We start from the raw sequence: 25,354 nt of genomic DNA, 5'->3' as shown, positions 1-25,354 counted from the left end.
GCGGCTTCCCCGGCACCGGCGTGGCCACGGGCAGGGCCGCCCTTCTGCCTCGCGACGAAGATCGATAAGGTCGCGGTGGTCCGCCGGAGCGGGCCCGCGCACCGGGGGCGGTGCGCCGGGGGACGGATCGGGGGGAGCGGTCGTGAGCACGAGTACCTCGTCCACCGCGGGGGGTGAGCGGACCGTGCCGGACCCGAGCGTCATCGCCGGCGAGCGGGGGCACCTCACCAACCTCGCCTACCGGCTGCTCGGTTCGCTGGCCGAGGCCGAGGACGCCGTGCAGGAGACGTACGCGCGCTGGTACGCGATGTCGCGCCAGCAGCAGGAGGCCATCGAGTCACCCGGTGCCTGGCTGACGACGGTGGCCGGCCGCATCTGCCTGGACGTGCTCGGCTCGGCGCGGGCCAGGCGCGAGCGCTACGTCGGCGAATGGATCCCCGAGCCGCTGCCCGACCGCACGGAGTGGATCGGCGGCCCGGACGGCGGCGGCAGCCCCGATCCGGTCGACCCCGCCGACCGGGTCACCCTGGACGAGTCGGTGAACATGGCCTTCCTCGTCGTCCTGGAGGCGATGACACCGGCCGAACGCGTGGCGTTCATCCTGCACGACGTCTTCCGCTACCCCTTCGCCGAGATCGCCCGGATCGTCGGCCGGACCCCGGCCGCCTGCCGGCAGCTCGCGACCTCGGCCCGCAGGCGCGTGGGCGCGGCCCGGATCCCGACGGCCCCGGCGGCCGGACAGGCCCGTCTGGTGCGGGACTTCAAGGAGGCGTGGGAGGCCAAGGACATCAGGACGCTCGTCGGACTCCTCGCACCCGACGCCGCGATGATCGCCGACGGCGGCGGACTGGTCGGCGCGGCCCTGCGCCCGGTCGAGGGCAGCGAGCGCATCGCCCAGTACCTGATCCACATCGCGGACAAGGCCCCCGGCCTGACCCTCCTGGAACGGTCGGTCAACGGCCGCCCGGGTCTGGTCGCCCAGCACACCGGGGTCACCGTGACCGTGGCGGCGTTCGAGCTCACCGGCGATCGCGTCACGCGCATCTGGGCGGTCCGCAACCCGGAGAAGCTCCGCCCGTGGACGGAGACCGGACGGGACTGACCGCGCGCCGCGCTCCGGGCGGCGGTGAGCCGCACCGGCGCCCGGAGGCGGGAGCGGGAAGACGAAAGAGCCGGTCAGAGCGACTTCACATCGCTCTGACCGGCTCTTTCAGGTCATCTGACCATGGTGTCCGAGGGGGGACTTGAACCCCCACGCCCGATAAAGGGCACTAGCACCTCAAGCTAGCGCGTCTGCCATTCCGCCACCCGGACAAGGTGTCTGTCTCGCGTCCCTCGCGGGCCGTTCCGACGTGGAAAACATTACCAAACATTCCGGGGTCCTCGATCACACCCCCCGACGACCGGGGATCGCCCTTGGGAAGAGCGGTCCGGAGCGGGAGGATGGAGGTCCGGTACTGATCAGTGGGAGGAAGCAGCGTGAGCGAGTCGAGCACGGGCAGGACCGTCTCCGGCGAGGACGAGGTGGTCGACCTCTGCCGGGACCTCATCCGGATCGACACCAGCAACTACGGGGACCACTCGGGCCCCGGGGAGCGCAAGGCGGCGGAGTGGGTCGCCGAGAAGCTCGCCGAGGTCGGGCTGGAGCCGCAGATCTTCGAATCGCACAAGGGGCGCGCCTCGACCGTGGCGCGCATCGAGGGCGAGGACCCCTCGCGGCCGGCGCTGCTGATCCACGGGCACACCGACGTGGTTCCGGCCAACGCCGCCGACTGGACCTACGACCCCTTCGCGGGCGAGATCGCCGACGGTTGCGTGTGGGGCCGCGGCGCCGTCGACATGAAGGACATGGACGCGATGACGCTGGCCGTCGTGCGCGACCGAATGCGCAGCGGCCGCAAGCCCCCGCGGGACATCGTGCTGGCCTTCCTCGCCGACGAGGAGGCGGGCGGCATCTACGGGGCCCGGCACCTCGTCGACAAGCACCCGGGCCTGTTCGAGGGCGTCACCGAGGCGATCGGAGAGGTCGGCGGCTTCTCCTTCACGGTCAACGAGAACCTGCGCCTCTACCTCGTGGAGACCGCGCAGAAGGGCATGCACTGGATGCGGCTCACGGTGGAGGGCACCGCGGGCCACGGCTCCATGACCAACAGCGACAACGCCATCACGGAGCTCTGCGAGGCCGTCGGCAGGCTCGGCCGCCACCAGTGGCCGGTCCGCGTGACCAAGACGGTGCGCAGCTTCCTGGACGAGCTCTCGGACGCGCTCGGGACCCCCTTGGACCCGGACAACATGGACGCGACGCTCGCCAAGCTCGGCGGCATCGCCAAGATGGTCGGCGCGACGCTGCGCAACTCGGCAGCCCCGACGATGCTCGGCGCCGGCTACAAGGTCAACGTCATCCCCGGCCAGGCGACGGCCCACGTCGACGGCCGCTTCCTGCCGGGCTACGAGGACGAGTTCTTCGCCGACCTGGACCGGATCCTCGGTCCGCGCGTGAAGCGGGAGGACGTGCACGGCGACAAGGCGCTGGAGACGGACTTCGACGGCAGGCTGGTGGACGCCATGCAGGGCGCCCTGAAGGCCGAGGACCCGATCGCGCGGGCGGTGCCGTACATGCTCTCGGGCGGTACGGACGCCAAGTCCTTCGACGACCTCGGCATCCGCTGCTTCGGCTTCGCGCCGCTGCAGCTGCCGCCGGAGCTGGACTTCGCCGGGATGTTCCACGGCGTGGACGAGCGGGTGCCGGTCGACGGACTCAAGTTCGGTGTGCGGGTGCTCGACCGATTCATCGACAACGCCTGAGATTCGGGAAGGTGTGCGCATTCCACTGAGAAGAGTGAATGCACTCATACGCTCGTAGCCCCGGTGATCCCTCCTCGTTACAGGTGTTGCGGTCCGCGGCTGGGACCGCAATTGCCTACTAGGAGGAACAATGATCAAGAAGGTTGTCGCCGCTGCGGCTGCCACCGGTGGCCTGGTTCTCGCGGGTGCGGGTCTGGCCCACGCCGATGCGGGTGCGCAGGGTGCGGCCATCGGTTCGCCCGGTGTCCTGTCCGGCAACGTGCTGCAGGTTCCCGTCCACGTTCCCGTGAACGTCTGCGGTAACACGGTCTCCGTCATCGGCCTGCTGAACCCGGCCTTCGGCAACACCTGCGTCAACGCCTGACGCGTCTGAAGTCTTGGGCCCCGGAGCGCATCCCAGCGCTCCGGGGCCACCGGGCTTTCAGGCCCGGATTTCTCTCACTTCCGGCGTACCGGGCGGGGGAGCCCGGACGGCCGGGCCGTCGAGCGACGGCCGAAACGTACACACCAGGGGACGAGTACAGATGCGACGACCGGCACAGGTCACCAGGAAGACCCTGATCACCATGGCTGCCGCGGGGGGTGTCCTCGCCATGGGCGGGGGCTACGCACACGCGGACTCCGGCGCCTCGGGGCACGCCGCGAACTCACCGGGCCTGCTGTCCGGTAACAACGTGCAGGCGCCCGTGGACGCACCGGTGAACGCCTGCGGGAACACCATCACGGTGGTGGGCGCCCTCAATCCTGCCTTCGGCAACCACTGCGCCAATGGATCGGGCCACAGCAAGCCGAAGCCGCCCAAGCCGCCGAAGCCGAACCACCCCGGACACCCCGGTCACCCGGGCGGCGGCGACGAACCGTGCGACGACCACCCGGACAACCCCGGCGGTCCCGGCAACCCGGGCGGGCCGGGCAACCCCGGCGGGCCGGGTAACCCCGGCGGTCCCGGTAACCCCGGCGGTCCCGGTAACCCGGGTGGGCCCGGTAACCCTGGCGGACCGGGTAACCCCGGTGGTCCCGGTAACCCGGACGGTCCCGGCAACCCCGGTGGCCCGGGCAACCCGGGCGGTCCCGGTAACCCCGGTGGGCCGGGCAACCCCGGTGGTCCCGGTAACCCGGGTGGGCCGGGCACTCCCGGTAATCCGGGCGGTCCCGGTACGCCCGGTACCCCCGGCACCGTTCCGGGCACCCCGGTCACGCACCCCGGCCCGGGGGCCGGGAGCAACACCCCGGGTCAGACGGGCGGTCTCGCCGCCACCGGCTCCGGTGACGTCCTCACCGCCGGCCTCCCGCTCGCGGGTGGCCTGCTGCTCGCCGGCACGGTGCTCTACCGCCGTGCCCGCAACGCCGCCTGACGGACGTTCACGGCGCGGGCCCCGCCCCCGGGGCCCGCGTCACCAGGTCGCGCGGACCTGACGGATGATCCGGCGGCGCAGTCGCACACGGCGGCTGCCGTCCCGGTAGAGGCTCAGCCGGTCGAGTTCCCAGTTCCCGTACTCGGCATGGTCGGTCAGCAGGCGGGTCGCCTCGTTGCGAGGGACACCGCGGGGCACGTACACGTCGACAAATTCGTATTCCGGCATCGCATCTATTGTGCGGGCAGAGGCCTGCTACGGATAGCGTCTGCCCTATGTCTGATGCCGCTCTTCCCACTGTTGCCGAGGTACGCGCCGCCGCCGAGGCGGTCAAGGCCGCGCTCGACCGTCACCTCGCCGCGGTCGAGCGCAGGATCGGGGACGAGGACCCCGACGTCTACGCCGCGTTCAACGAACTCGCCGCCGCGTCCGAGGTGTACGACGAACTCCTCTACGACCGCTACGACGAGGTCACCCCCTTCGAGATCCCCACGCCCGAGGACGGAGTCCCCTACACCGGCCCCGCCGAGCCCGCCGCCTTCAGCGTGCTCATCCGCCGCGACTACGCCGTGGTCGAACCGGCGCGGCTGATCGCCCAGGCCGAGCGGGTCGCAGCGCACGACCAGGACGCCGACTTCGTCCACGACGGCGGCAGCGCCGACGCGCTGGGGGTCCTCTTCGGGGAGTACGAGCCCGATGAGATCGCCTCCCGCCACAAGGACTTCGGGCTGGAGGAGGGCGACGCCACGCTCTGGATCGCGGCCTCGGAGGAAGTGGCGGAACCGGGGGAGTGGCTGGGCTCGCCCTTCGGGCACATCGACCCGCAGGACGTGCTGCACCGCTTCGACGTCAGCTCCGTCTTCGACGAGGAGGCCGACGAGTTCGACGAGGAGGGCGAGGAGGCCGCACAGCCGGGACTGACCCCGGCCTGATCGCGGCCCCACCCGTGCCGGACACCGTGGCCCCCGCCCTCCCGGGCGGGGGCCACGGCCGGTTTCACTCCGGCTGCTCGCCGGACGTCGCCAGCGCCGTCAGCAGGCCCGTCAGCCGCGTCGTACGGGGCTTCGCGAACACCTCGGCCACCGCGCGCGGCAGCGCCTGGTCCACCCCGTGCACCACGGACAGGTGCCGCTCGCCCCGCCCGAACGCCGTGTAGACCCAGTCCCGCGACAGTGCCTGCGCCGCGTCACCCGGCAGTACGACGACCACCGCCGGCCAGCGCGCGCCCACCGCCTGATGTGCCGTCACCGCCCAGCCGTGCCGCACCTGGGCCTCGACGAGGTCCTTCGGCACGACGATCCGCGCGCCCGCGCGGTCCAGGTGCAGGCCCTCGGCGTCGGCCGAGACCACCCGGGCCGGCAGGGCCCGCCCGGCGGACGGCACGTGGACGACCCGGTCGCCGGGGTCGAAGCCCCCGAACCGGCCCGGACCGGGGTTCAGCCGCTCCTTCAGCGCGGCGTTCAGCGCCCGCGTCCCCGCAGCGCCGCCATGGCCCGGGGTGATCACCTGCACGCTGTCCGCCGGGATCCCGAAGGCCCGCGGCACCGACTCGGCCACCAGCTGCACGGTCCGGTGCACGGCCTCCCCGGCGTCCTGCACCGGGACGATGACGACCTCCTTGCCGGGGGCGTCGACCTGGTTCAGCTCCCCGATCCCGACCCCGGAGACGAGCTCGCCCAGGGGACCCGGATCGGGGGTGCGGGAGACCACCTGCGGGCACGTACGGGCCGCCAGCACATCGGCGAACACCCGCCCGGCCCCGGCGGACCCGAGCACCCCGGGGTCCCCGGACAGCACCAGCCGGGCCCCGTCCGGTACGGACTCCACCAGCGCGGCCGCGGTCTCCACGTCCAGCTGCGGGGCGTCCAGCACCACCAGCAGGTCCAGCGCGAACTGCCCGTCCGCGTCCCGCCCGGGCCCCTCGGCCCCGGACAGCAGCCCCGCCACGGTCACCGCGTCCTGGCCGCCCGGGGCGTGCGCGGCCACGCAGACGCGCAGGCCCAGCTCCCGCGCCGCCCCGGCCAGGGCGAACGGCTCGGCACGGGCGGCCTCGCCACCGGTGTGGGCGGTCAGGCCGTGGCCCGCGACCGTGCGGATCAGTTCGGCGGCGGACGGGCCGGGCGCGGCCGCGGCGGCCGGCTCCCAGTCCGCGGACCCGTCGAACGTACCGGCGGCCAGCCGGGCCAGGCCGTCGGCAAGGCTCTCCTCGGCCATGGCGGCGCCCTCCAGGCCCACGAGCACGCGTACCGGCTGCTCCGCGTCCGTCGCGTCCTCGGAGTCTTCGGCGACCGGCGGCCCCAGGGGCTCGTGGAAGACCAGTACGGAGCCCTCGGCGATGGCCTGCTCCAGCGCTGCGGCGGGGTCCGGTACGCCGTACTGGGCCAGCGCCTTCTCCAGCACCGGGGCCTCCAGCGCGGTGTGCCCCTTCAGTCCGGCCCGGTCCAGCAGCCAGCCCACCAGGACGGTGGTGCGGCGCTCGTCCCCGGGGCCGGCCTCGGAGCCCAGCAGGGCCCGTGCGAAGCCGTCGGCCTGGGCCGGGAGCACGGCCGGGACCGACAGCAGCCGCCAGGGGTTCTCGGTGAGCTGCCCGGCGGCGTCCTCGCCGAGGGCCGCCGCGGCGGGGCCGGCCAGGGTCTCGGGGGCACCCCCGCGGGCCAGTACGGCCCGTACGCCCTCGACGGTGTCGGCGGAGGGCACGGGCGCGGCCACGGTCGCCGGGGCTGCGGCGCGCGGGGCCGGGGGTGCGGAGGGCGCTGCCCTGCGGGGCGCAGCCGGAGCCTCGTCGAAGTACACGGCGGGGGGCTTCGCGCCGCCCTCCACGGCCCGTACGGCGGCCAGCAGGTCGGCGGCCTTTCCGCTGAGCTTCGCCCCGGCCTCGACGGGTGCCTCCCGCTCGGCCTTGCGCCGCGCGATCCGTTCCCGCTCGATCTTCTGCGCGGCCAGCTCGGCCTGCGCCTCGCTGAGGGCGGGAGCCGCTTCGCCCGCGGCGGGCTCGGCGGCCGCGGGCGCCGCCGAAGCATCCGCCGCCGGCGCGGGCTCGGCCGGCGCGGGCTCGGGCGTGCCTTCGGGGGCCGCTTCCGCTTCGGCGGCTGCGGACGGCTCGGCCTCCGGGGTGGCCGGGTCCTCCGCGGCAGCGGTATCGGCCTGAGGGTCCGTACTCACAGCGTGCTCCAGTCCTGATCGGGGTAGCGGTGCACCGGAACCGAAACATCGTCCAGCGCCCGGCAGATCTCCTCCGGAAGACTAAGGGCCTCCACCGACAGTGCCGCCGCGAGCTGCGCCGACGTCCGCGCGCCGACGATCGGCGCCACCACCCCGGGCCGGTCCCTGATCCACGCCAGGGCCACGTGCAGCGGGGTCACGGCCAGCCCCTGGGCCGCCGTCACCACCGCGTCCACGATCCGGCCCGCGGCCTCGTCGAGGTACGGGTCGACCAGGGCGGCCAGGGATTCCGAGGCCCCCCGGGAGTCCGACGGGGTGCCGTCGCGGTACTTGCCCGTCAGCACCCCGCGCCCCAGGGGCGACGAGGGCAGCAGACCGATCCCGAGGTCCAGCGAGGCCGGCAGCACCTCCCGCTCCACCCCGCGCTGGAGCAGGGAGTACTCCATCTGGGTCGAGGCGATCCGGGCGCGCACGCCGGGGGCCGAGAGCTGCCAGGTCCCCGCCTTGGCCAGCTGCCAGCCGCAGAAGCCCGCCAGACCCGCGTACCGGGCCCGGCCACTGCTCACCGCCAGGTCCAGCGCCTGCAGGGTCTCCTCCAACGGGGTCGCCGGGTCGAAGCCGTGCAGCTGCCACAGGTCGACGTAGTCGGTGCCCAGCCGGTCAAGCGAGGCGTCGAGGGCGGCGAGCAGGTGCCCGCGCGAGCCGTCGAACCTCCGGTCGGGGTCGGGCACGCTGCCGGACTTGGTGGCGATCACCAGGTCCCGGCGCGGGACGAGCCCGCCCACCAGTCGCCCGAGGAGGTACTCCGCCTCACCGCCGGCGTACACGTCGGCGGTGTCGACGAGCGTGCCGCCGGCCTCCCAGAAGGTCTTCACCTGCTCGGCGGCGGCTTCCTCGCCGGTGTCGCGGCCCCAGGTGAGGGTGCCGAGGCCGATCCGGGAGACGCGCAGTCCGGTGCGGCCGAGATGCCTCTGCTCCATGAGCGCTGAGACTACTGGGGCGCTGACGCGGAGCACCCTGGCGCGCTACAGTCCCCGCACACCAACGTTACTGATCGGTAAACCGGTAAGGGGACGAACACATGCGGCTCGGCATCAATCTTGGTTACTGGGGCGCGGGCATGGACGCCGACAACCTCGCCGTCGCCCAGGAGGCCGACCGCCTGGGTTACGACGTCTGCTGGGCCGCCGAGGCCTACGGATCGGACGCCCCGACCGTGCTCGCCTGGGTCGCCGCCCAGACCGAGCGCATCGACGTCGGTTCGGCGATCCTCCAGATCCCGGCCCGCCAGCCCGCGATGACCGCCATGACCGCGGCCACCCTCGACTCGCTCACCAAGGGCCGCTTCCGGCTCGGCCTCGGCGTCTCCGGCCCGCAGGTCTCCGAGGGCTGGTACGGCGTCAAGTTCGACAAGCCGCTGGCCCGCACCCGCGAGTACGTGGAGATCGTCCGCAAGGCCATGACCCGCGAGCGGCTGAGCTACGAGGGCCAGCACTGGACCCTGCCGCTGCCGGGCGGCCCCGGCAAGCCGCTCAAGCTGACCGTGCACCCCGAGCGCGAGCACATCCCGCTCTACATCGCCGCCATCGGGCCCAAGAACCTGGAGCAGACCGGCGAGATCGCCGACGGCGCGCTGCTGATCTTCCCGGCCGCCGAGCACCTGGAGGCCACCGCGCTCACCCACATCCGGGCGGGCCGCGAGAAGGCCGGGCTGACCATGGAGGGCTTCGACGTCTGCCCGACCGTGCCGCTGGCCCTCGGCGAGGACGTGAACGCGCTCGCGGACATGTTCCGCCCCTACACCGCCCTGTACGTGGGCGGCATGGGCAGCCGGAAGCAGAACTTCTACAACCAGCTGGCCCAGCGCATGGGCTACGAGAAGGAAGCCGCCGAGATCCAGGACAAGTACCTGGCGGGCGACAAGAACGGCGCGGCCGAGGCCGTCCCGCACTCGCTGATCGACTCGACGACCCTGCTCGGCCCGGTCGCCCGGATCGCGGACGGAATGCGGGCCTACGCGGAGGCCGGGGTCACCACCCTCACGCTCGCCCCGGCCGGATTCACCCTGGACGAGCGGATCGCCGCGCTGCGCGCCGGCACCGAGGCCATGGAGCTCGCGGGCCTCGCCTGATCCGGGTGCCGGCGCGGTCCGCGCCGGCAGAACGTTCTGCGGCCGTGGTGGGGGCTCGGGGGGTCTTCCCCGCCACGGCCGACACAGCGAACAACGCCGCAGACGCCCGCCGGGTTACGCGCGGCGGTCCACCCCCCGATTTCGTTCATTCGGACGAGTAGTGAGACCTTTCGGTTGCCCGCCCCGCCGACCGGCGTTTGACTCGTTCCATGCTCTCTGCCCGCAGCCTGTTCCAGGAGATCGTCGACAACGACGACTCCTTCCAGCTGTTCTGCTCCATCGCCGCGAGCGGGGAGACCCAGGGCGGCTGGGAGAACGCCCGCATCGCGGCCCTCGTGCCGGACGGCATGCGCCACCTCGCGCCGAAGATCACCCGGCACGGCGCCGACGAGGACAAGCACGGCCGGATCTTCGACGCCCTGCTGCGCAAACGCGGCCTGCCGTCCGTCCCGGTACCCCCCGAGACGGACTACACGATGCTGCTGGAGCGGCGCGGCATCGGCCTCGCGCACGAAAAGCTGCGCCGGGAGGAAGCGCTGACCGAGGAGGACATCGTCGTCTACCTCGCGCACAGCCGCGTCACCGAACAGCGCGCCGCCGACCAGATGGACATGCTCGTCAGGTACTTCGGCGACCACCCCGAGGTGGGCAGGGCGATCCACATGATCAGCCACGACGAGGACAACCACCTCGCCTACTGCCACGAGGAACTGCTGCGTCTGGCCCGGTCCGGCTACGGCCGCACCATCCAGCGGGTGCTCCGCGAGAGCGCGCTCGCCGAGATCACCGTCTACCGCGACGTGAGCCTCGCCGTCATGGACCACATGGGACGGCTGCTGCACTGGCCCGCGCCGAAGGCGGCCGCGCTCACCGCCGGAATCCACGGGATGTACGCCTACGAGCGGTTCAGCGGCTGGCACCGGATGGTGAACCTGCGGATGCCGGAACGCCTGGACGCCCTCGGCGGCCCGCCGGCCACCGAGCCCAGGGTCGGCCACGCCCCGCGCGGGCGGGAACTCAGAGCCAGCCCCGGCGCTTGAACATCCGGTGCAGGCCCAGGCACGCGGCCGCCATGACCACCAGTACCGCCGGATAGCCCCACACGTGCCCCAGCTCCGGCATGTGGTCGAAGTTCATGCCGTAGATCCCCGCCACCATCGTGGGGACGGCCGCCATCGCCGCCCACGCCGAGATCTTGCGCATGTCGTCGTTCTGCCGCAGGCCCATCTGCGCGAGATGCGCCGACAGCGCGTCCGACAGCAGCCGGTCCAGGCCCTCGATGTACTCGTTGGCCTTGGTCAGGTGGTCGGCCACGTCGCGGAAGAACGGCTGGGCGTGCTCGTGGACGAAGGGGACCTCCCCGAAGGCGAGCCGGTCCATCGGCTGGAGCAGCGGGCTCGTGGCCCGGCGGAACTCCAGTACCTGCCGCTTGAACCCGTAGATCCGGGCGGCGGTGTTCTTCGTGTCCGAGGCGTTCGGCGCGAAGACGTCGGCCTCCAGCTCCTCCAGGTCCGCCTGGAGCTCGGCGGCCACCTCGATGTAGTGGTCGACCACCGCGTCGGACACCGCGTACAGCACCGCCGTCGGGCCGTGCCGCAGCACGTCCGGCTCCTGCTCCAGCCGGTGCCGCACGGCGGCCAGCGGGGCCCCCTCGCCGTGCCGGACCGTGACCACGAACGAGTCCCCTATGAAGACCATCAGCTCGCCCGCGGTCACCGTGTCGGTGTCCTCGGCGTACTGCACCGGCTTGAGGACGACGAACAGCGAATCGTCGTACACCTCCAGCTTCGGGCGCTGGTGCGCGGTCAGCGCGTCCTCCACCGCCAGCGGGTGCAGGCCGAACTCCTGGCGGACATGGTCGAATTCCTTCGCCGTCGGCTCGTGCATGCCGATCCAGAGGAACGCGTCACCGGACGCCCGGGCCTCGTCCAGGGCGTCCGAGAAATCCTCGGGCCCCTCGGTGCGGCGGCCGTCCCGGTAAATCGCGCAGTCCACAATCACGCGGGGCATTCTTCCCTGCCCACGGCCAGCCCGCACGCCCCCGACAGCGCATACGCTGACCCCATGGCCACGCTGATCCTCGTACGACACGGGCGGTCCACCGCCAACACCGCAGGGCTGCTCGCCGGATGGACCCCCGGAGTGGCCCTCGACGAGCGCGGCGCCGAGCAGGCCGCCGCACTGCCCGGCCGGCTGGCCGGGGTGCCGCTGGCCGCCGCCGTCACCAGTCCGCTCCAGCGCTGCCGGGAGACCCTCGCGCCCCTGCTCGCGGCCCGGCCCGAGCTGGAACTGCACACCGACGAGCGGATCGGCGAATGCCACTACGGTGACTGGTCCGGCCGCAAACTCTCCGAGCTCTCCGACGAACCCCTGATGAAGATCGTCCAGCAGCACCCGTCGGCGGCCGCCTTCCCCGGCGGCGAGTCCATGCGCGCCATGCAGGCGCGCGCCGTGGACGCCGTACGGGACTGGGACACCCGGATCGAGCAGGAGCACGGCAGCGACGCCGTCTTCCTGATGTGCTCGCACGGCGACATCATCAAGTCCCTTGTCGCGGACGCCCTGGGCATGCACCTGGACCTCTTCCAGCGCATCCACGTCGACCCCTGCTCGGTGACCGCCATCCGGTACACCGCCACCCGGCCGTTCGTGTTCCGGCTCGGCGACACCGGGGACTTCGGCTCGCTCGTACGGCGCCCGGCCGCACCCGAGGTCGTCGCGTCGGACAAGGACACCGAAGACGCCGGGAACGCCGTCGTGGGAGGCGGTGCGGGCGCGGCTTGATCGCGCGGCGCAGTAGGGTGGACGGGCCAACACAAGGGCACAGACCTGCCCCTGCCGCCGAGACTTGGAGACTGGACGTGCCCCGTCAGGTGTTCCTCTACGACCCCCCGGACCGCTTCGTGGCCGGCACGGTCGGTCTGCCGGGACGCCGTACGTTCTTCCTGCAGGCCTCCGCCGGCCCCCGCGTCACCAGCGTCTCCCTGGAGAAGACCCAGGTAGCGGCGCTGGCCGAGCGGATGGACGAGCTGCTGGACGAGGTCGTACGGCGCACCGGCGGCAATGCCCCGGTCCCGGCCGTCGCCCCCGCCGAGGCCGCCGACACGGCGCCGCTCGACGTCCCGGTCGACGAGGAGTTCCGCGTCGGCACCATGGCCCTGGCCTGGGACGGCGAGGAACAGCGCATGATCGTCGAGGCCCAGGCGCTCGTGGAACTCGACGCCGACTCCGACGAGGACCTCGCCGACGCGGAGGAGCGGCTGCTCCAGGACGAGGAGAACGGCCCGCCGATGCTGCGGGTCCGCCTCACCGGCGCCCAGGCCCGGGCGTTCGCCAAGCGGGCCCTGGACGTGGTCAACGCCGGCCGCCCGCCGTGCCCGCTGTGCAGCCTGCCGCTGGACCCGGAGGGGCACGTGTGCCCGCGCCAGAACGGCTACCGGCGCCAGGCGTGACGGACACGGGGGAGCTGGAGGAACTGCTCGCCAAGGGCGAGCTCACCGTCGTCGGCCGGATCCGCGAGGCGTCCAACGCCGTCCTGCTCTGCAGCGTCACCCACGGCGACCTGAGCGCCGACTGCGTGTACAAGCCGGTCAAGGGGGAGCGGCCGCTGTGGGACTTCCCCGACGGGAACCTCGCCCAGCGCGAGGTCGCCGCCTACCTCGTCTCCGAGGCCACCGGCTGGGGACTGGTACCGGCCACCGTGCTGCGCGACGGACCCTACGGCGAGGGCATGGTCCAGCGGTGGATCGAGGCGGAGCAGCCGGCCGAGGACTCCCCGCTGGGCGGGCTCCTCGGGCTCGTCGACGGCGAGGAGGCGGGGGAGGGCTGGAAGCCCGTCGCCCTCGCCGAGGTCGGTGAGGGCCGCACCGCGCTGCTCGTGCACGCCGACGACCCCCGGCTGCGGCGGATGGCCGTACTGGACGCCGTGATCAACAACGGTGACCGCAAGGGCGGCCACCTGCTGCCCGCGCCCGACGGACGGCTCTACGGCATCGACCACGGGGTGACCTTCCACACCGAGGACAAGCTGCGCACCCTCCTGTGGGGCTGGGCGGGCGAGCCGCTGACCGACGAGGCGCGCGAGGTGCTGACCGGCTTGGCCGCCGGGCTGGCCGGGGGAGCGCCGCTGGCCACCCGGCTGGCGGAACTGATCACACCGGTCGAGCTGGCCGCCGTACGGGCCCGGGTGGCGCACCTGCTGCGCACCGGGATCCACCCCCGGCCGTCCGGGCAGTGGCCGTCGATCCCCTGGCCACCGGTCTGAACCAGCCACCGGCCGTACGCACAGAATCGGCCAGATCGCAAGAGTGCCGATCAAGACAACAGTGCAGGTCCAGTTCGTTTCCGGAACATCCGTCCGGTTAGGCTCGAGACATGCATGCCTGGCCCGCTTCTGAGGTCCCCGCCCTTCCTGGCAAGGGCCGCGACCTCCAGATCCACGACTCCGCGACCCGGGGGACGATCACCCTCGCCCCCGGTCCCGTCGCCCGTATCTACGTCTGCGGCATCACCCCGTACGACGCGACCCACATCGGTCACGCGGCGACCTACAACGCGTTCGACCTCGTACAACGCGTGTGGCTCGACACCAAGCGGCAGGTCCACTACGTCCAGAACGTGACGGACGTGGACGACCCGCTCCTGGAACGGGCACTGCGCGACGGCCAGGACTGGACCGAGCTGGCGGAGCGCGAGACCGCGCTCTTCCGCGAGGACATGACGGCCCTGCGGATGCTGCCGCCGCAGCACTACATCGGGGCCGTCGAGGCCATACCGGGAATCGTGCCGCTGGTCGAGCGGCTGCGCGACGCCGGCGCCGCGTACGAGCTCGACGGCGACGTCTACTTCTCGGTCGAGGCCGACCCGCACTTCGGCGGGGTCTCCCACCTCGACGCCGAAGCCATGCGGCTGCTCTCGGCGGAGCGGGGCGGCGACCCCGACCGCGCCGGCAAGAAGAACCCGCTGGACCCGATGCTGTGGATGGCCGCACGTCCGGGCGAGCCGAGCTGGGACGGCGGCTCGCTGGGCCGCGGCCGGCCGGGCTGGCACATCGAGTGCGTGGCGATCGCCCTCGACCACCTGGGCATGGGCTTCGACATCCAGGGCGGCGGCTCCGACCTGGCGTTCCCGCACCACGAGATGGGCGCCTCGCACGCCCAGGCGCTGACCGGCGAGTTCCCGATGGCCAAGGCGTACGTGCACGCCGGCATGGTCGCGCTGCACGGCGAGAAGATGTCGAAGTCGAAGGGCAATCTCGTCTTCGTATCGGCCCTGCGGCGCTCCGGGGTGGACCCGGCGGCCATCCGCCTGGCGCTGCTCTCGCACCACTACCGGGCCGACTGGGAGTGGACCGACGAGATCCTCGCCGAGGCCGTGGCCCGGCTGGAGCGCTGGCGCGCGGCCGTCTCCCGCCCGGACGGCATCCCGGCCGACGCCCTGGTCGAGGAGGTCCGCGAGGCCCTGGCGAACGACCTGGACGCCCCTGCCGCGCTGGCGGCCGTGGACCGCTGGGTCGAGCACCAGATCGCCACGGACGGCGACGACGAGTCGGCCCCCGGCCTGGTCTCGCGCACGGTGGACGCCCTCCTGGGCGTGGCCCTCTAACCCGGCCGCAGCGACACTGATGCCCCTGGCCCACCGGGCCGGGGGCATCTCCCTTTCCGCGGGACGGGGACGGGCCGGGCGCTGCCCGGACCCGGTCCTCAATCGCCGGACGGGCTGAAATACAGCCCCGCAAGGCCGGGCGCAGCCCGGGGCGCTCGCGCCGCGGCGCCGCGCGGGCTACGTCTCCGGTGCCTCCGGGGGGCCGTCCTCTTCCGGCGGGGCCGCCGGGGGTTCGCCCCCGGCGGGGTCCGGCTTGCGCTTCGGGGGGCGGGGGAGGCCCCCGCTCGTGTCCCGCAGGTACGAGCCGTCGCCCGGCTCGGCCGACGGCGCCGCGGGGTCACGCCGCCGAAGGTACCGCTCGAACTCGCGGGCGATCGCGTCGCCCGAGGCCTCCGGCAGGTCGGCCGTGTCGCGGGCCTCCTCCAGCGTCTGGACGTACTCGGCCACCTCGCTGTCCTCGGCGGCCAGTTGGTCCACGCCCAGCTGCCACGCCCGTGCGTCCTCGGGGAGTTCGCCCAGCGGGATCCGGATGTCGATCAGATCCTCCAGGCGGTTCAGCAGCGCCAGCGTCGCCTTCGGGTTCGGCGGCTGCGAGACGTAGTGCGGCACCGCCGCCCACAGGGACACCGCCGGCACCCCGGCGTGGGTGCAGGCCTCCTGCAGGATGCCCACGATCCCCGTCGGACCCTCGTACTTCGTCTCCTCCAGGTCCATCGTCCGCGCCAGATCGGCGTCCGAGGTCACCCCGCTGACCGGCACCGGGCGGGTGTGCGGGGTGTCGCCCAGCAACGCGCCCAGGATGACGACCATCTCCACGCCCAGTTCATGGGCGAAGCCGAGGATCTCGTTGCAGAACGACCGCCACCGCATGGACGGTTCGATGCCCCGGACCAGCACCAGGTCACGCGGCTTGGCACCGCCGATCCGGACCACCGAGAGCCGTGTCGTCGGCCACGTGATCTTCCGTACCCCGTTGTCCAGCCACACCGTCGGCCGGTTGACCTGGAAGTCGTAGTAGTCCTCGGCGTCGAGCGCCGCGAAGACCTCGCCCTTCCACTCCCGGTCCAGGTGTGCGACCGCACCGGAGGCCGCGTCACCCGCGTCGTTCCAGCCCTCGAACGCGGCCACCATGACCGGGTCGATCAGCTCGGGCACGCCCTCAAGCTCGATCACCCAGGTCTCCTTCCGAAGTTCCCTTGCGTACGTGGGTCAGCCTAAGCCTTGAAGAGGCACCGGCCACAGCCCACGACAGAGGGGCGGTTCCCCTCGGAACCGCCCCTCTGCCCGCTCACGACACCGCTTATGCCTTGTCGGCCAGCATCTCCTCGACACGGGTGCGCACCGCGTCGTCGTCCAGGCCGCGGATCGTCACCGTCGTACGGCGGCGCAGCACGTCGTCGACCGTCTCGGCCCACTCGTTGTCACGGGCGTAGGCGACCTGCGCCCAGATCTCCGGACCGTCCGGGTGGATCCGCTCGGCCAGCGCCGGGTCCTCGTTCGCCAGGCGCGCGATGTCGAAGGCCAGCGAGCCGTAGTGCGAAGCCAGGTGGCGGGCGGTCAGCGGGTCCATCCGCGTGCCGGGCTCCCGGTCCACCAGCAGCCGGTGCGCGACCGCGTTCGGGTTGGCGACACCGGGCAGGGCGATCCGGCGCACCAGCGACTTCACCGGCTCCATGTCCTCGGTCAGCGGGCTGCCCGGGAGCTTCGCCAGCTTGTCGATGACGACGCGGCCGATGTGGCGGTACGTCGTCCACTTGCCGCCGGCCACCGACAGCATGCCGCCGGCGCCCTCGGAGACGACCGTCTCGCGCTTGGCCTTCTCGACCCCGCCGGGGCCGCCGGGCAGCACCCGCAGGCCGGCGAAGGCGTAGGTCATCAGCGAGCGGTCCAGGTCTGCGTCCTTCACCGAGAAGGCCGCCTCGTCCAGGATCTGCTGGATGTCGGACTCGGTGGCGCGCACGTCCGCCGGGTCGCCCTCGTACACCTCGTCGGTGGTGCCGAGCAGCAGCTGGTCCTCCCACGGGAGGGCGAAGGTGATGCGGTACTTGTCGATCGGGGTGGCCATGGCGGCCTTCCACGGCGACTTGCGCTTCATGACGATGTGCGCGCCCTTGGAGAGGCGGATCGACGGCATGGAGTGCTTGTCCTCCATGCGCCGCAGGTGGTCCACCCACGGGCCGGTGGCGTTGAGCACGACGCGTGCGTCGACCCCGAACTCGGTGCCGTCGAGACGGTCCTTGAGCTCGGCGCCGGTGACCCGGCCGCGGGTCTTGCGCAGCCCGGTGACCTCGGCGTGGTTCAGGACGACCGCGCCCGACTCGACGGCCGCGCGGACCGTCATGACGGCGACGCGGGAGTCGTTCATCTGGTGGTCGTAGTAGACCGCGACGGCCTTGAGGTTGTCGGTCTTCAGGCCGGGGTTGTCGGCGACGGCACGGGCCGGGGATATGACCTTGCCCATGCCGTCGCCGAAGGCCGAGAGGGCGGAGTAGGCGAAGACGCCCGCGCCCAGCTTGGCCGCACCCACCGGACCGCCCTTGTAGACCGGCAGGTAGAAGGTGAGCGGGTTGACCAGGTGCGGGGCCACGTCCTTGGCCAGCACCCGCCGCTCGTGGTGGTTCTCCGCGACCAGCTTGACCGCGCCGGTCTGCAGGTAGCGCAGGCCACCGTGGACGAGCTTGGAGGAGGCCGAGGAGGTGGCGCCGGCGAAGTCGCCGGCGTCCACCATGGCAACCCGCAGGCCCGACTGCGCGGCGTGCCACGCCACGGAGGTGCCCAGGATTCCACCACCGATGACGAGCAGGTCGTACGTGGCCTTCGACAGCTGCTCGCGGGTCTGCGCGCGGCTGACGTTGGCACCGGCGGTCGGGTGCGTGCCCAGTGCGGGAACGCTCTGCAGGCTGCTCATATCTCTCTTAGCTCCTCGTCGATTGACTCAGCTGAGTGCGGTCAGCTGGCGTCTTCGTCGTCGACCCAGCCCATGGAACGCTCCACGGCCTTGAGCCAGCTCTTGTACTCGCGGTCCCGCTGCTCGGCGGGCATCCGCGGGGTCCACTCCGCCGCGCGGCGCCAGTTGGCGCGCAGGGCGTCGGTGTCGGGCCAGAAGCCGACGGCCAGGCCGGCGGCGTAGGCGGCGCCGAGGCAGGTGGTCTCGGCGACCATCGGGCGCACCACGGGGGCGTCCAGGAAGTCCGAGAGCGTCTGCATCAGCAGGTTGTTGGAGGTCATGCCGCCGTCGACCTTCAGGGCCGCGAGCTCGACGCCCGAGTCCTTGGTCATGGCGTCGGTGATCTCGCGGGTCTGCCAGGCGGTGGCCTCCAGGACGGCACGGGCGATGTGCGCCTTGGTGACGTACCGGGTGAGGCCGGCGATCACACCGCGGGCGTCGGAGCGCCAGTACGGGGCGAACAGGCCGGAGAAGGCCGGCACGAAGTAGGCGCCGCCGTTGTCCTCGACCGAGGAGGCGAGGGTCTCGATCTCGGCCGCGGACTTGATCAGGCCCATCTGGTCGCGCATCCACTGGACGAGCGAGCCGGTGACGGCGATGGAGCCCTCCAGCGCGTAGACCGGCGCCTGGTCGCCGATCTTGTAGCCGACCGTGGTCAGCAGGCCGCTGTAGGAGTTGATGACCTTGTCGCCGGTGTTCATCAGCATGAACGTTCCGGTGCCGTACGTGGACTTGGCCTCGCCCTCGGCGAAACAGGTCTGGCCGAAGAGGGCGGCCTGCTGGTCACCGAGCGCCGAGGCGACCGGGACACCGGCGAGGACGCCGTCCTTGACGTGGCCGTAGACCTCGGCGGAGGACTTGATCTCGGGGAGGATGTCGAGCGGCACCTCCATGGACTCCGCGATCTTCTCGTCCCACGCCAGGGTGTGCAGGTTCATCAGCATGGTGCGCGACGCGTTGGTGACGTCGGTGACGTGCACACCGCCCTGGGCGCCACCGGTGAGGTTCCAGATGACCCAGGAGTCCATGGTGCCGAAGAGGATGTCGCCGGCCGCGGCGCGCTCGCGCAGGCCCTCGACGTTGTCCAGCAGCCAGCGGGCCTTCGGGCCGGCGAAGTAGCTCGCCAGCGGCAGGCCGGTCTCGCGGCGGAAGCGGTCCTGGCCGACGTTGCGGCCGAGCTCCTTGCACAGGGCGTCGGTGCGGGTGTCCTGCCAGACCAGCGCGTTGTGGACCGGCTCGCCGGTGTGGCGGTCCCACAGGACGGTGGTCTCGCGCTGGTTGGTGATGCCGACGGCCTTGACGTCCGCGGCGGTGATCTCGGCCTTGGCGATGGCTCCGGCGACGACCTCCTGGACGTTGGTCCAGATCTCGGTGGCGTCGTGCTCGACCCAGCCCGGCTTCGGGAAGATCTGCTCGTGCTCCTTCTGGTCGACGGCGACGATGCGGCCGTCGCGGTCGAAGACGATGCAGCGGGAGGAGGTGGTGCCCTGGTCGATCGCGGCGATGAAGGGGCCGGTGCTGGTGGTCATAGTGGCTGCTCCTGGCAGGTCTGGTGAGTAGGCGGAATCAGGAGGGCGGTGCGGATCTTACGATCTTGCCGGTACTGCTGATCAGGCGAACGCGATGTTGTAGAGACCACCGGCGAGCGCGGCACCGACGAGCGGGCCGACCACCGGGATCCAGGAGTAACCCCAGTCGGAGCCGCCCTTGTTGGGCAGCGGCAGCAGGGCGTGCACGATACGCGGACCGAGGTCGCGCACCGGGTTGATGGCGTAGCCGGTCGGGCCACCGAGCGAGAGACCGATGCCGACGACCACGAAGGAGGTGATCAGGACGCCGATGACACCGAGGCCCTTGCCGCCGTCCTGGAGACCCTGGGTCAGGATCGCCAGGATCAGAACGGCGGTACCGATGATCTCGGTCGTGAGGTTCTGCACGACGTTACGGATCTCGGGGCCCGTGGAGAAGATGCCGAGCACCGGACCGGCCACATCGTGCGGGTGCGGGTCCTCGGGACCGAGCTTGGCGTCGCGGATGTGCTCCGGGTCCGCCAGGTGGACGCGGAACTGCCCGTAGTAGGTGATCCACATCAGGACCGCTCCGAGCATCGCGCCCAGCAGCTGGCCGGCGAAGTAGACCGGGACGTCGCCCCACTCGCCGTTCGTGACGGCGATGCCGACGGTGACCGCCGGGTTGAGGTGCGCCCCGGACAGCGGCGCGGAGACGTAGGCGGCGATCAGTACGGCGAAACCCCAGCCGAACGTGATGGCGAGCCAGCCCGCATTGCGGGCCTTGGAGCTCTTGAGTGTCACTGCGGCGCAGACGCCACCGCCGAGCAGTGTGAGCAGGGCGGTACCGATGGTCTCGCCGATGAAGATGTCGGAGCTGGACACCCGCGACTCCTTTGTACGTCCAGGGGTGGGCGGACACCGGGTCCCTCCGGTGGTTCCGCGCACTCGGTGAGTGCTGCACCGGTCCGTGGCCTTGTCGCATCCTAGCGCGTATTGCCGGTAGGTGTTCGACAATGCCGACCGATGAACGGCAGTTTTCCGCCCAAGTGAAGAACGCGTCAAGGGTCGGCCAGGCCAAAGTGTCGGATCGTTACCACTAGGTGCGATCAGCCAAAACCGGCCAACCTATGGCCGGGATATGGCGAAAAGTGGGCAGAAAGAGGCCCAGGAGTGGCTACAGCCTGTTAAAGGAAGCTCAGAACCGGCCTGCGCCGAGATCGCGTGAAACCGCACGCGCACAGTCCCGCACCGACGCCACGAGGGCCGCACGGGGTTCACCCGACTCGCCGCAGACCCGTTCCACGGCGCCCGCGACCGCCACGGCGCCCACCGGCATCCTGCGCCGGTCGTGGATCGGCGCCGCCACCGAGGCGATGCCCTCCCAGGTCTCCTCGACGTCGGAGGCCCAGCCGCGGGCCCGGGTCAGGCCCAGGATCTCCTCGAAGGCGGTGCCGTCGGTGACCGTACGGGGGGTGAACGCCTCGCGGTCCACGTCATGGGCCTGGGTGTGCGCCACGGGGTCGTAGGCCGACAGCACCTTGCCCAGGGCGGTGGAGTGCAGCGGCTGCATGGCCCCCACCTCCAGCACCTGGCGGCTGTCGTCGGGCCGGAACACGTGGTGCATGATCAGCACCCCGCTCTGGTGCAGCACGCCCACGTACACGCTCTCGCCGCTCGCCCGGGCCAGATCGTCCGTCCAGACCAGGGCGCGGGCGCGCAGCTCGTGCACGTCGAGGTAGCTGTTGCCCAGGCGCAGCAGCTCCGCGCCCAGCTGGTAGCGGCCGGAGGCCGGGTCCTGCTCCACGAAGCCCTCGGCCTGCAGGGTGCGCAGGATGCCGTGGGCCGTGCCCTTGGCCAGGCCCAGCGAGGACGCCACGTCCGAGAGTCCCAGCCGGCGCTCGCCGCCCGCCAGGAGTCGCAGCATCGCAGCGGCTCGTTCGAGCGACTGGATGTTCCGTGCCATCGCGCAGCCTCCTGCAGACCTTCGGTATTACTGACCATCTTGACGCGGTTCGACAATGCTGAACAGTATCGGTCGATGCCGACCTTGCGCACCGTCGGAGATCCGTTCGCCGTACGATCGCCGGGACACCTCCGGCAAGTTCCCCGCCACAGAATGCAGTCCGCCACGTGGGACACCCACACCGGGTCCGGTGCCTCACGGTTACCCTGGCCGCGTGCACCCTTGACGCAGAGGGGGTGCAAAGCCGACAGCCGTCGCATCCCAGGGAGCACAACCATGGCTTCGTTGCCCAACCTGCCCGCTGACACCCAGACCCGGGCCGATGCCCTCAGAGAGGCGCTCGCGACGCGTGTGGTCGTCGCCGACGGGGCCATGGGGACGATGCTGCAGGCGCAGGACCCGACCATGGAGGACTTCCAGCAGCTGGAGGGCTGCAACGAGGTCCTGAACGTCACCCGCCCGGACATCGTGCGTTCGGTCCACGAGGCCTACTTCTCGGTGGGTGTGGACTGCGTCGAGACGAACACCTTCGGCACGAACTACGCGGCGCTCGCGGAGTACGACATCGCCGAACGCAACTTCGAGCTGTCCGAGGCCGGTGCCCGGATCGCCCGCGAGGTCGCGGACGAGTTCACGGCCTCCACCGGTCAGCAGCGCTGGGTGCTGGGTTCGATGGGCCCCGGCACCAAGCTCCCGACGCTGGGCCACATCACCTACGGGCAGATCCGTGACGCCTACCAGATCAACGCCGAGGGCCTGATCTCCGGCGGCGCGGACGCGCTGCTGGTGGAGACCACCCAGGACCTCCTGCAGACCAAGTCCTCGATCATCGGCGCGCACCGCGCCATGGCGGCCCTGGGCATCACCGTCCCGCTGATCTGCTCGGTGACGGTGGAGACCACCGGCACGATGCTGCTGGGTTCGGAGATCGGCGCGGCCCTGACCGCGCTGGAGCCGCTCGGCATCGACATGATCGGCCTCAACTGCGCCACCGGCCCCGCCGAGATGAGCGAGCACCTGCGCTACCTGGCGCGCAACGCGCGCATCCCGCTGTCCTGCATGCCGAACGCCGGCCTGCCGGTGCTGACCAAGGACGGCGCCCACTACCCGCTGTCCGCCCCCGAACTCGCCGACGCCCAGGAGACCTTCGTCCGCGAGTACGGCCTCTCCCTGGTCGGTGGCTGCTGCGGTACGACGCCGGAGCACCTGCGGCAGGTCGTGGAGCGGGTCCGTGGCACGGCCATCACCGAGCGCACCCCCCAGCCGGAGCCGGGTGCGGCGTCGCTGTATCAGACGGTGCCGTTCCGGCAGGACACGTCGTACATGGCGATCGGTGAGCGGACGAACGCGAACGGGTCGAAGAAGTTCCGTGAGGCGATGCTGGAGGCCCGCTGGGACGACTGTGTGGAGATGGCCCGGGACCAGATCCGTGAGGGCGCCCACATGCTCGATCTGTGTGTGGATTATGTGGGCCGTGACGGTGTCGCGGACATGGCGGAGCTCGCCGGCCGTTTCGCGACCGCTTCGACCCTGCCGATCGTGCTGGACTCCACCGAGGTCCCGGTCATCCGGGCGGGTCTGGAGAAGCTCGGCGGCCGGGCGGTGATCAACTCGGTGAACTTCGAGGACGGCGACGGTCCGGAGTCGCGGTTCGCGCTGGTCACCCGCCTCGCCCAGGAGCACGGGGCCGCTCTGATCGCGCTGACCATCGACGAGGAGGGCCAGGCCCGGACGGTCGGGCACAAGGTCGCCATCGCCGAGCGTCTCATCGAGGACCTGACCGCCAACTGGGGGATCCGCGAGTCGGACATCCTCATCGACACCCTGACCTTCACGATCTGCACCGGCCAGGAGGAGTCCCGGGGCGACGGCATCGCGACGATCGAGGCGATCCGTGAGCTCAAGCGGCTTCACCCGGACGTCCAGACCACCCTCGGCCTCTCCAACATCTCGTTCGGCCTGAACCCGGCGGCGCGCGTGCTGCTGAACTCCGTGTTCCTGGACGAGTGCGTGAAGGCCGGTCTGGATTCGGCGATCGTCCACGCGAGCAAGATCCTGCCGATCGCCCGGTTCGACGAGGAGCAGGTCACCACTGCCCTCGACCTGATCTACGACCGGCGTGAGGGCGACTACGACCCGCTGCAGAAGCTGATGGCCCTCTTCGAGGGCGTCAACACCAAGTCGATGAAGGCCGGCCGCGCCGAGGAACTCCTCGCGCTGCCGCTGGACGAGCGCCTCCAGCGGCGGATCATCGACGGTGAGAAGAACGGCCTGGAGGCCGACCTCGACGAGGCCCTGCAGACCCGCCCCGCCCTCGACATCGTCAACGACACCCTCCTGGAGGGCATGAAGGTCGTCGGTGAGCTGTTCGGCTCCGGCCAGATGCAGCTTCCGTTCGTCCTGCAGTCGGCCGAGGTCATGAAGACGGCCGTGGCCTTTCTCGAGCCGCACATGGAGAAGACGGACGACGAGGGCAAGGGCACGATCGTGCTGGCGACCGTCCGCGGTGACGTCCACGACATCGGCAAGAACCTCGTCGACATCATCCTCACCAACAACGGCTACAACGTCGTCAACATCGGCATCAAGCAGCCGGTCTCCGCGATCCTCGAAGCCGCGCAGGAGCACAAGGCCGACGTCATCGGCATGTCGGGTCTCCTCGTGAAATCGACCGTGATCATGAAGGAGAACCTGGAGGAGCTCAACCAGCGCAAGCTGGCCGCCGACTACCCCGTCATCCTCGGCGGCGCCGCCCTCACCCGCGCCTACGTCGAACAGGACCTCCACGAAATCTACGAGGGCGAAGTCCGCTACGCCCGCGACGCCTTCGAGGGCCTGCGCCTCATGGACGCCCTCATCGCCGTGAAGCGCGGTGTTCCCGGCGCGTCCCTGCCCGAGCTCAAGCAGCGCCGCGTCGCCAAGCGCGACACGCCGGTGCTGCAGGTCGAGGAGGCCGAGGAGCCGGGTGGCCGCTCCGACGTGGCCGTCGACAACCCGGTCCCCACCCCGCCGTTCTGGGGCACCCGCGTCGTCAAGGGCATCCCGCTCAAGGACTACGCCTCCTGGCTCGACGAGGGCGCCCTCTTCAAGGGCCAGTGGGGCCTCAAGCAGGCCCGCGCGGGCGGGGCCACGTACGAGGAGCTCGTCGAGACCGAGGGCCGTCCGCGCCTGCGCGGCCTCCTGGACAAGCTGCACACCGAGAACCTGCTGGAGGCCGCGGTCGTCTACGGGTACTTCCCCTGTGTCTCCAAGGGCGAGGACCTGATCATCCTGGACGAGGAGGGCAACGAGCGGACCCGCTTCACCTTCCCGCGCCAGCGCCGCGGCCGCCGCCTGTGCCTCGCCGACTTCTTCCGCCCCGAGGAGTCCGGCGAGACCGACGTCGTCGGCCTCCAGGTGGTCACCGTGGGTTCGAAGATCGGCGAGGCCACGGCCAAGCTGTTCGAGTCGGATTCCTACCGCGAGTACCTGGAGCTGCACGGCCTGTCCGTCCAGCTGGCCGAGGCGATGGCCGAGTACTGGCACGCCCGGGTGCGTTCCGAGCTCGGATTCGCCGGTGAGGACCCGTCGAAGGTCGAGGACATGTTCGACCTCAAGTACCGCGGCGCCCGCTTCTCGCTGGGTTACGGCGCCTGCCCCGACCTGGAGGACCGCGCCAAGATCGCCGCCCTCCTGGAGCCGGAGCGGATCGGCGTCCACCTGTCGGAGGAGTTCCAGCTCCACCCGGAGCAGTCCACCGACGCGATCGTGATTCATCACCCCGAAGCGAAGTATTTCAACGCACGCTGAGCTCCACCGACGTACACTTGTCGGTCCCATACAGGCCGGTCGCCTGTTCCCCGGGGTGGTATGCCCCGCGGAAGAGGTGACCGGCCT

The 25,354-nt window shown here is 71.5% G+C and carries 21 protein-coding genes and 1 tRNA gene; 12 read left to right on the top strand and 10 right to left on the bottom strand.

From position 1 onward, the window contains the following. Positions 1–142 precede the first annotated feature (142 nt). Positions 143–1,102: an RNA polymerase sigma factor SigJ gene (sigJ, locus tag OG753_RS11440; protein WP_405788318.1), complete on the top strand. Its 960-nt coding sequence runs from the start codon at positions 143–145 to the stop codon at positions 1,100–1,102. Positions 1,103–1,226: 124 nt separating this feature from the next. On the opposite strand, the gene OG753_RS11435 is transcribed toward sigJ, so the two are convergent. After that, a tRNA-Leu gene (locus OG753_RS11435) sits at positions 1,227–1,314 on the bottom strand. 165 nt (positions 1,315–1,479) lie between these two features. On the opposite strand from OG753_RS11435, the gene OG753_RS11430 reads away from it, so the two are divergent. The 3 genes from OG753_RS11430 to OG753_RS11420 all read left to right on the top strand — a co-directional run bounded on the left by OG753_RS11430 (position 1,480) and on the right by OG753_RS11420 (position 4,160). Further along, positions 1,480–2,805, top strand: a complete 1,326-nt coding sequence (locus tag OG753_RS11430) for a M20/M25/M40 family metallo-hydrolase (RefSeq protein WP_030009121.1) — start codon at positions 1,480–1,482, stop codon at positions 2,803–2,805. Between the two features lie 130 nt (positions 2,806–2,935). Further along, positions 2,936–3,169 (top strand): chaplin ChpH, encoded by a 234-nt coding sequence (chpH, locus tag OG753_RS11425; RefSeq protein ID WP_033223906.1) that lies wholly within the window; start codon positions 2,936–2,938, stop codon positions 3,167–3,169. A 202-nt stretch (positions 3,170–3,371) separates the two neighbouring features. Further along, positions 3,372–4,160 carry a chaplin gene (locus OG753_RS11420; protein WP_405788316.1) on the top strand — a complete coding sequence of 263 codons (789 nt, stop codon included), beginning with the start codon at positions 3,372–3,374 and terminating at the stop codon, positions 4,158–4,160. A 39-nt stretch (positions 4,161–4,199) separates the two neighbouring features. On the opposite strand, the gene OG753_RS11415 is transcribed toward OG753_RS11420, so the two are convergent. Next, positions 4,200–4,388: a DUF5703 family protein gene (locus OG753_RS11415; RefSeq protein WP_327261703.1), complete on the bottom strand. Its 189-nt coding sequence runs from the start codon at positions 4,386–4,388 to the stop codon at positions 4,200–4,202. A gap of 47 nt (positions 4,389–4,435) precedes the next feature. On the opposite strand from OG753_RS11415, the gene OG753_RS11410 reads away from it, so the two are divergent. Beyond that, positions 4,436–5,092 (top strand): hypothetical protein, encoded by a 657-nt coding sequence (locus OG753_RS11410; RefSeq protein ID WP_405788315.1) that lies wholly within the window; start codon positions 4,436–4,438, stop codon positions 5,090–5,092. Positions 5,093–5,156: 64 nt separating this feature from the next. Here OG753_RS11410 and OG753_RS11405 read toward each other — a convergent pair whose 3' ends face one another. Further along, entirely contained in the window at positions 5,157–7,334 is a 2,178-nt protein-coding gene (locus OG753_RS11405) for an ATP-dependent RecD-like DNA helicase (RefSeq protein WP_405792607.1), read from the bottom strand. Beyond that, the gene (locus tag OG753_RS11400; RefSeq protein ID WP_405788314.1) at positions 7,319–8,302 is read right to left on the bottom strand and encodes an aldo/keto reductase; all 984 of its coding nucleotides are present in this window, start codon (positions 8,300–8,302) and stop codon (positions 7,319–7,321) included. Before OG753_RS11400 ends, OG753_RS11405 begins: the two co-directional genes overlap by 16 nt. Positions 8,303–8,403: 101 nt before the next feature. Between OG753_RS11400 and OG753_RS11395 the strand changes: the two genes are divergently transcribed. Beyond that, positions 8,404–9,453, top strand: coding sequence for an LLM class F420-dependent oxidoreductase (locus tag OG753_RS11395; protein ID WP_327261699.1), 1,050 nt, complete (start codon positions 8,404–8,406; stop codon positions 9,451–9,453). A 209-nt stretch (positions 9,454–9,662) separates the two neighbouring features. Further along, entirely contained in the window at positions 9,663–10,493 is an 831-nt protein-coding gene (locus OG753_RS11390) for a ferritin-like domain-containing protein (protein WP_327261698.1), read from the top strand. Here the strand turns inward: OG753_RS11390 and OG753_RS11385 are convergent. Next, on the bottom strand, positions 10,471–11,463 hold the full coding sequence (locus tag OG753_RS11385) for a magnesium and cobalt transport protein CorA (protein WP_405788313.1): 993 nt from the start codon (positions 11,461–11,463) through the stop codon (positions 10,471–10,473). The two genes, OG753_RS11390 and OG753_RS11385, sit on opposite strands and share 23 nt — an antisense overlap. Positions 11,464–11,517: 54 nt before the next feature. Between OG753_RS11385 and OG753_RS11380 the strand changes: the two genes are divergently transcribed. The 4 genes from OG753_RS11380 (at position 11,518) to mshC (ending at position 15,057) form a co-directional block, all read left to right on the top strand. Then, positions 11,518–12,237 carry a histidine phosphatase family protein gene (locus tag OG753_RS11380; RefSeq protein ID WP_327261696.1) on the top strand — a complete coding sequence of 240 codons (720 nt, stop codon included), beginning with the start codon at positions 11,518–11,520 and terminating at the stop codon, positions 12,235–12,237. A gap of 77 nt (positions 12,238–12,314) precedes the next feature. Next, the gene (locus OG753_RS11375) at positions 12,315–12,905 is read left to right on the top strand and encodes a DUF3090 domain-containing protein (protein ID WP_327261695.1); all 591 of its coding nucleotides are present in this window, start codon (positions 12,315–12,317) and stop codon (positions 12,903–12,905) included. After that, the gene (locus OG753_RS11370) at positions 12,869–13,717 is read left to right on the top strand and encodes an SCO1664 family protein (protein WP_327261694.1); all 849 of its coding nucleotides are present in this window, start codon (positions 12,869–12,871) and stop codon (positions 13,715–13,717) included. Before OG753_RS11375 ends, OG753_RS11370 begins: the two co-directional genes overlap by 37 nt. Positions 13,718–13,827: 110 nt before the next feature. After that, positions 13,828–15,057: a cysteine--1-D-myo-inosityl 2-amino-2-deoxy-alpha-D-glucopyranoside ligase gene (mshC, locus tag OG753_RS11365; RefSeq protein WP_327261693.1), complete on the top strand. Its 1,230-nt coding sequence runs from the start codon at positions 13,828–13,830 to the stop codon at positions 15,055–15,057. Positions 15,058–15,234: 177 nt separating this feature from the next. On the opposite strand, the gene OG753_RS11360 is transcribed toward mshC, so the two are convergent. From OG753_RS11360 to OG753_RS11340, 5 genes are all read right to left on the bottom strand, one after another. Continuing rightward, positions 15,235–16,230 (bottom strand): PAC2 family protein, encoded by a 996-nt coding sequence (locus tag OG753_RS11360; protein ID WP_327261692.1) that lies wholly within the window; start codon positions 16,228–16,230, stop codon positions 15,235–15,237. 127 nt (positions 16,231–16,357) lie between these two features. Continuing rightward, a complete protein-coding gene (locus OG753_RS11355; protein ID WP_327261691.1) occupies positions 16,358–17,965 on the bottom strand; it encodes a glycerol-3-phosphate dehydrogenase/oxidase in 1,608 nt (535 codons plus the stop codon). Positions 17,966–18,006: 41 nt separating this feature from the next. Further along, positions 18,007–19,533, bottom strand: coding sequence for a glycerol kinase GlpK (glpK, locus tag OG753_RS11350; protein ID WP_383204530.1), 1,527 nt, complete (start codon positions 19,531–19,533; stop codon positions 18,007–18,009). 81 nt (positions 19,534–19,614) lie between these two features. Next, positions 19,615–20,397 carry an MIP/aquaporin family protein gene (locus tag OG753_RS11345; protein ID WP_327261689.1) on the bottom strand — a complete coding sequence of 261 codons (783 nt, stop codon included), beginning with the start codon at positions 20,395–20,397 and terminating at the stop codon, positions 19,615–19,617. A 313-nt stretch (positions 20,398–20,710) separates the two neighbouring features. Continuing rightward, positions 20,711–21,478: an IclR family transcriptional regulator gene (locus OG753_RS11340; protein ID WP_327261688.1), complete on the bottom strand. Its 768-nt coding sequence runs from the start codon at positions 21,476–21,478 to the stop codon at positions 20,711–20,713. Between the two features lie 276 nt (positions 21,479–21,754). Here OG753_RS11340 and metH point away from each other — a divergent pair, with 276 nt between their 5' ends. Beyond that, the gene (gene metH, locus OG753_RS11335) at positions 21,755–25,267 is read left to right on the top strand and encodes a methionine synthase (RefSeq protein WP_405788310.1); all 3,513 of its coding nucleotides are present in this window, start codon (positions 21,755–21,757) and stop codon (positions 25,265–25,267) included. Positions 25,268–25,354: the final 87 nt, after the last annotated feature.

The organism is Streptomyces sp. NBC_00029 (genome assembly GCF_045160505.1).
Lineage (GTDB): Bacteria > Actinomycetota > Actinomycetes > Streptomycetales > Streptomycetaceae > Streptomyces.
Note: the sequence above shows the minus strand (reverse complement) of the source record. Positions and strands in the feature narration are given on the sequence as shown.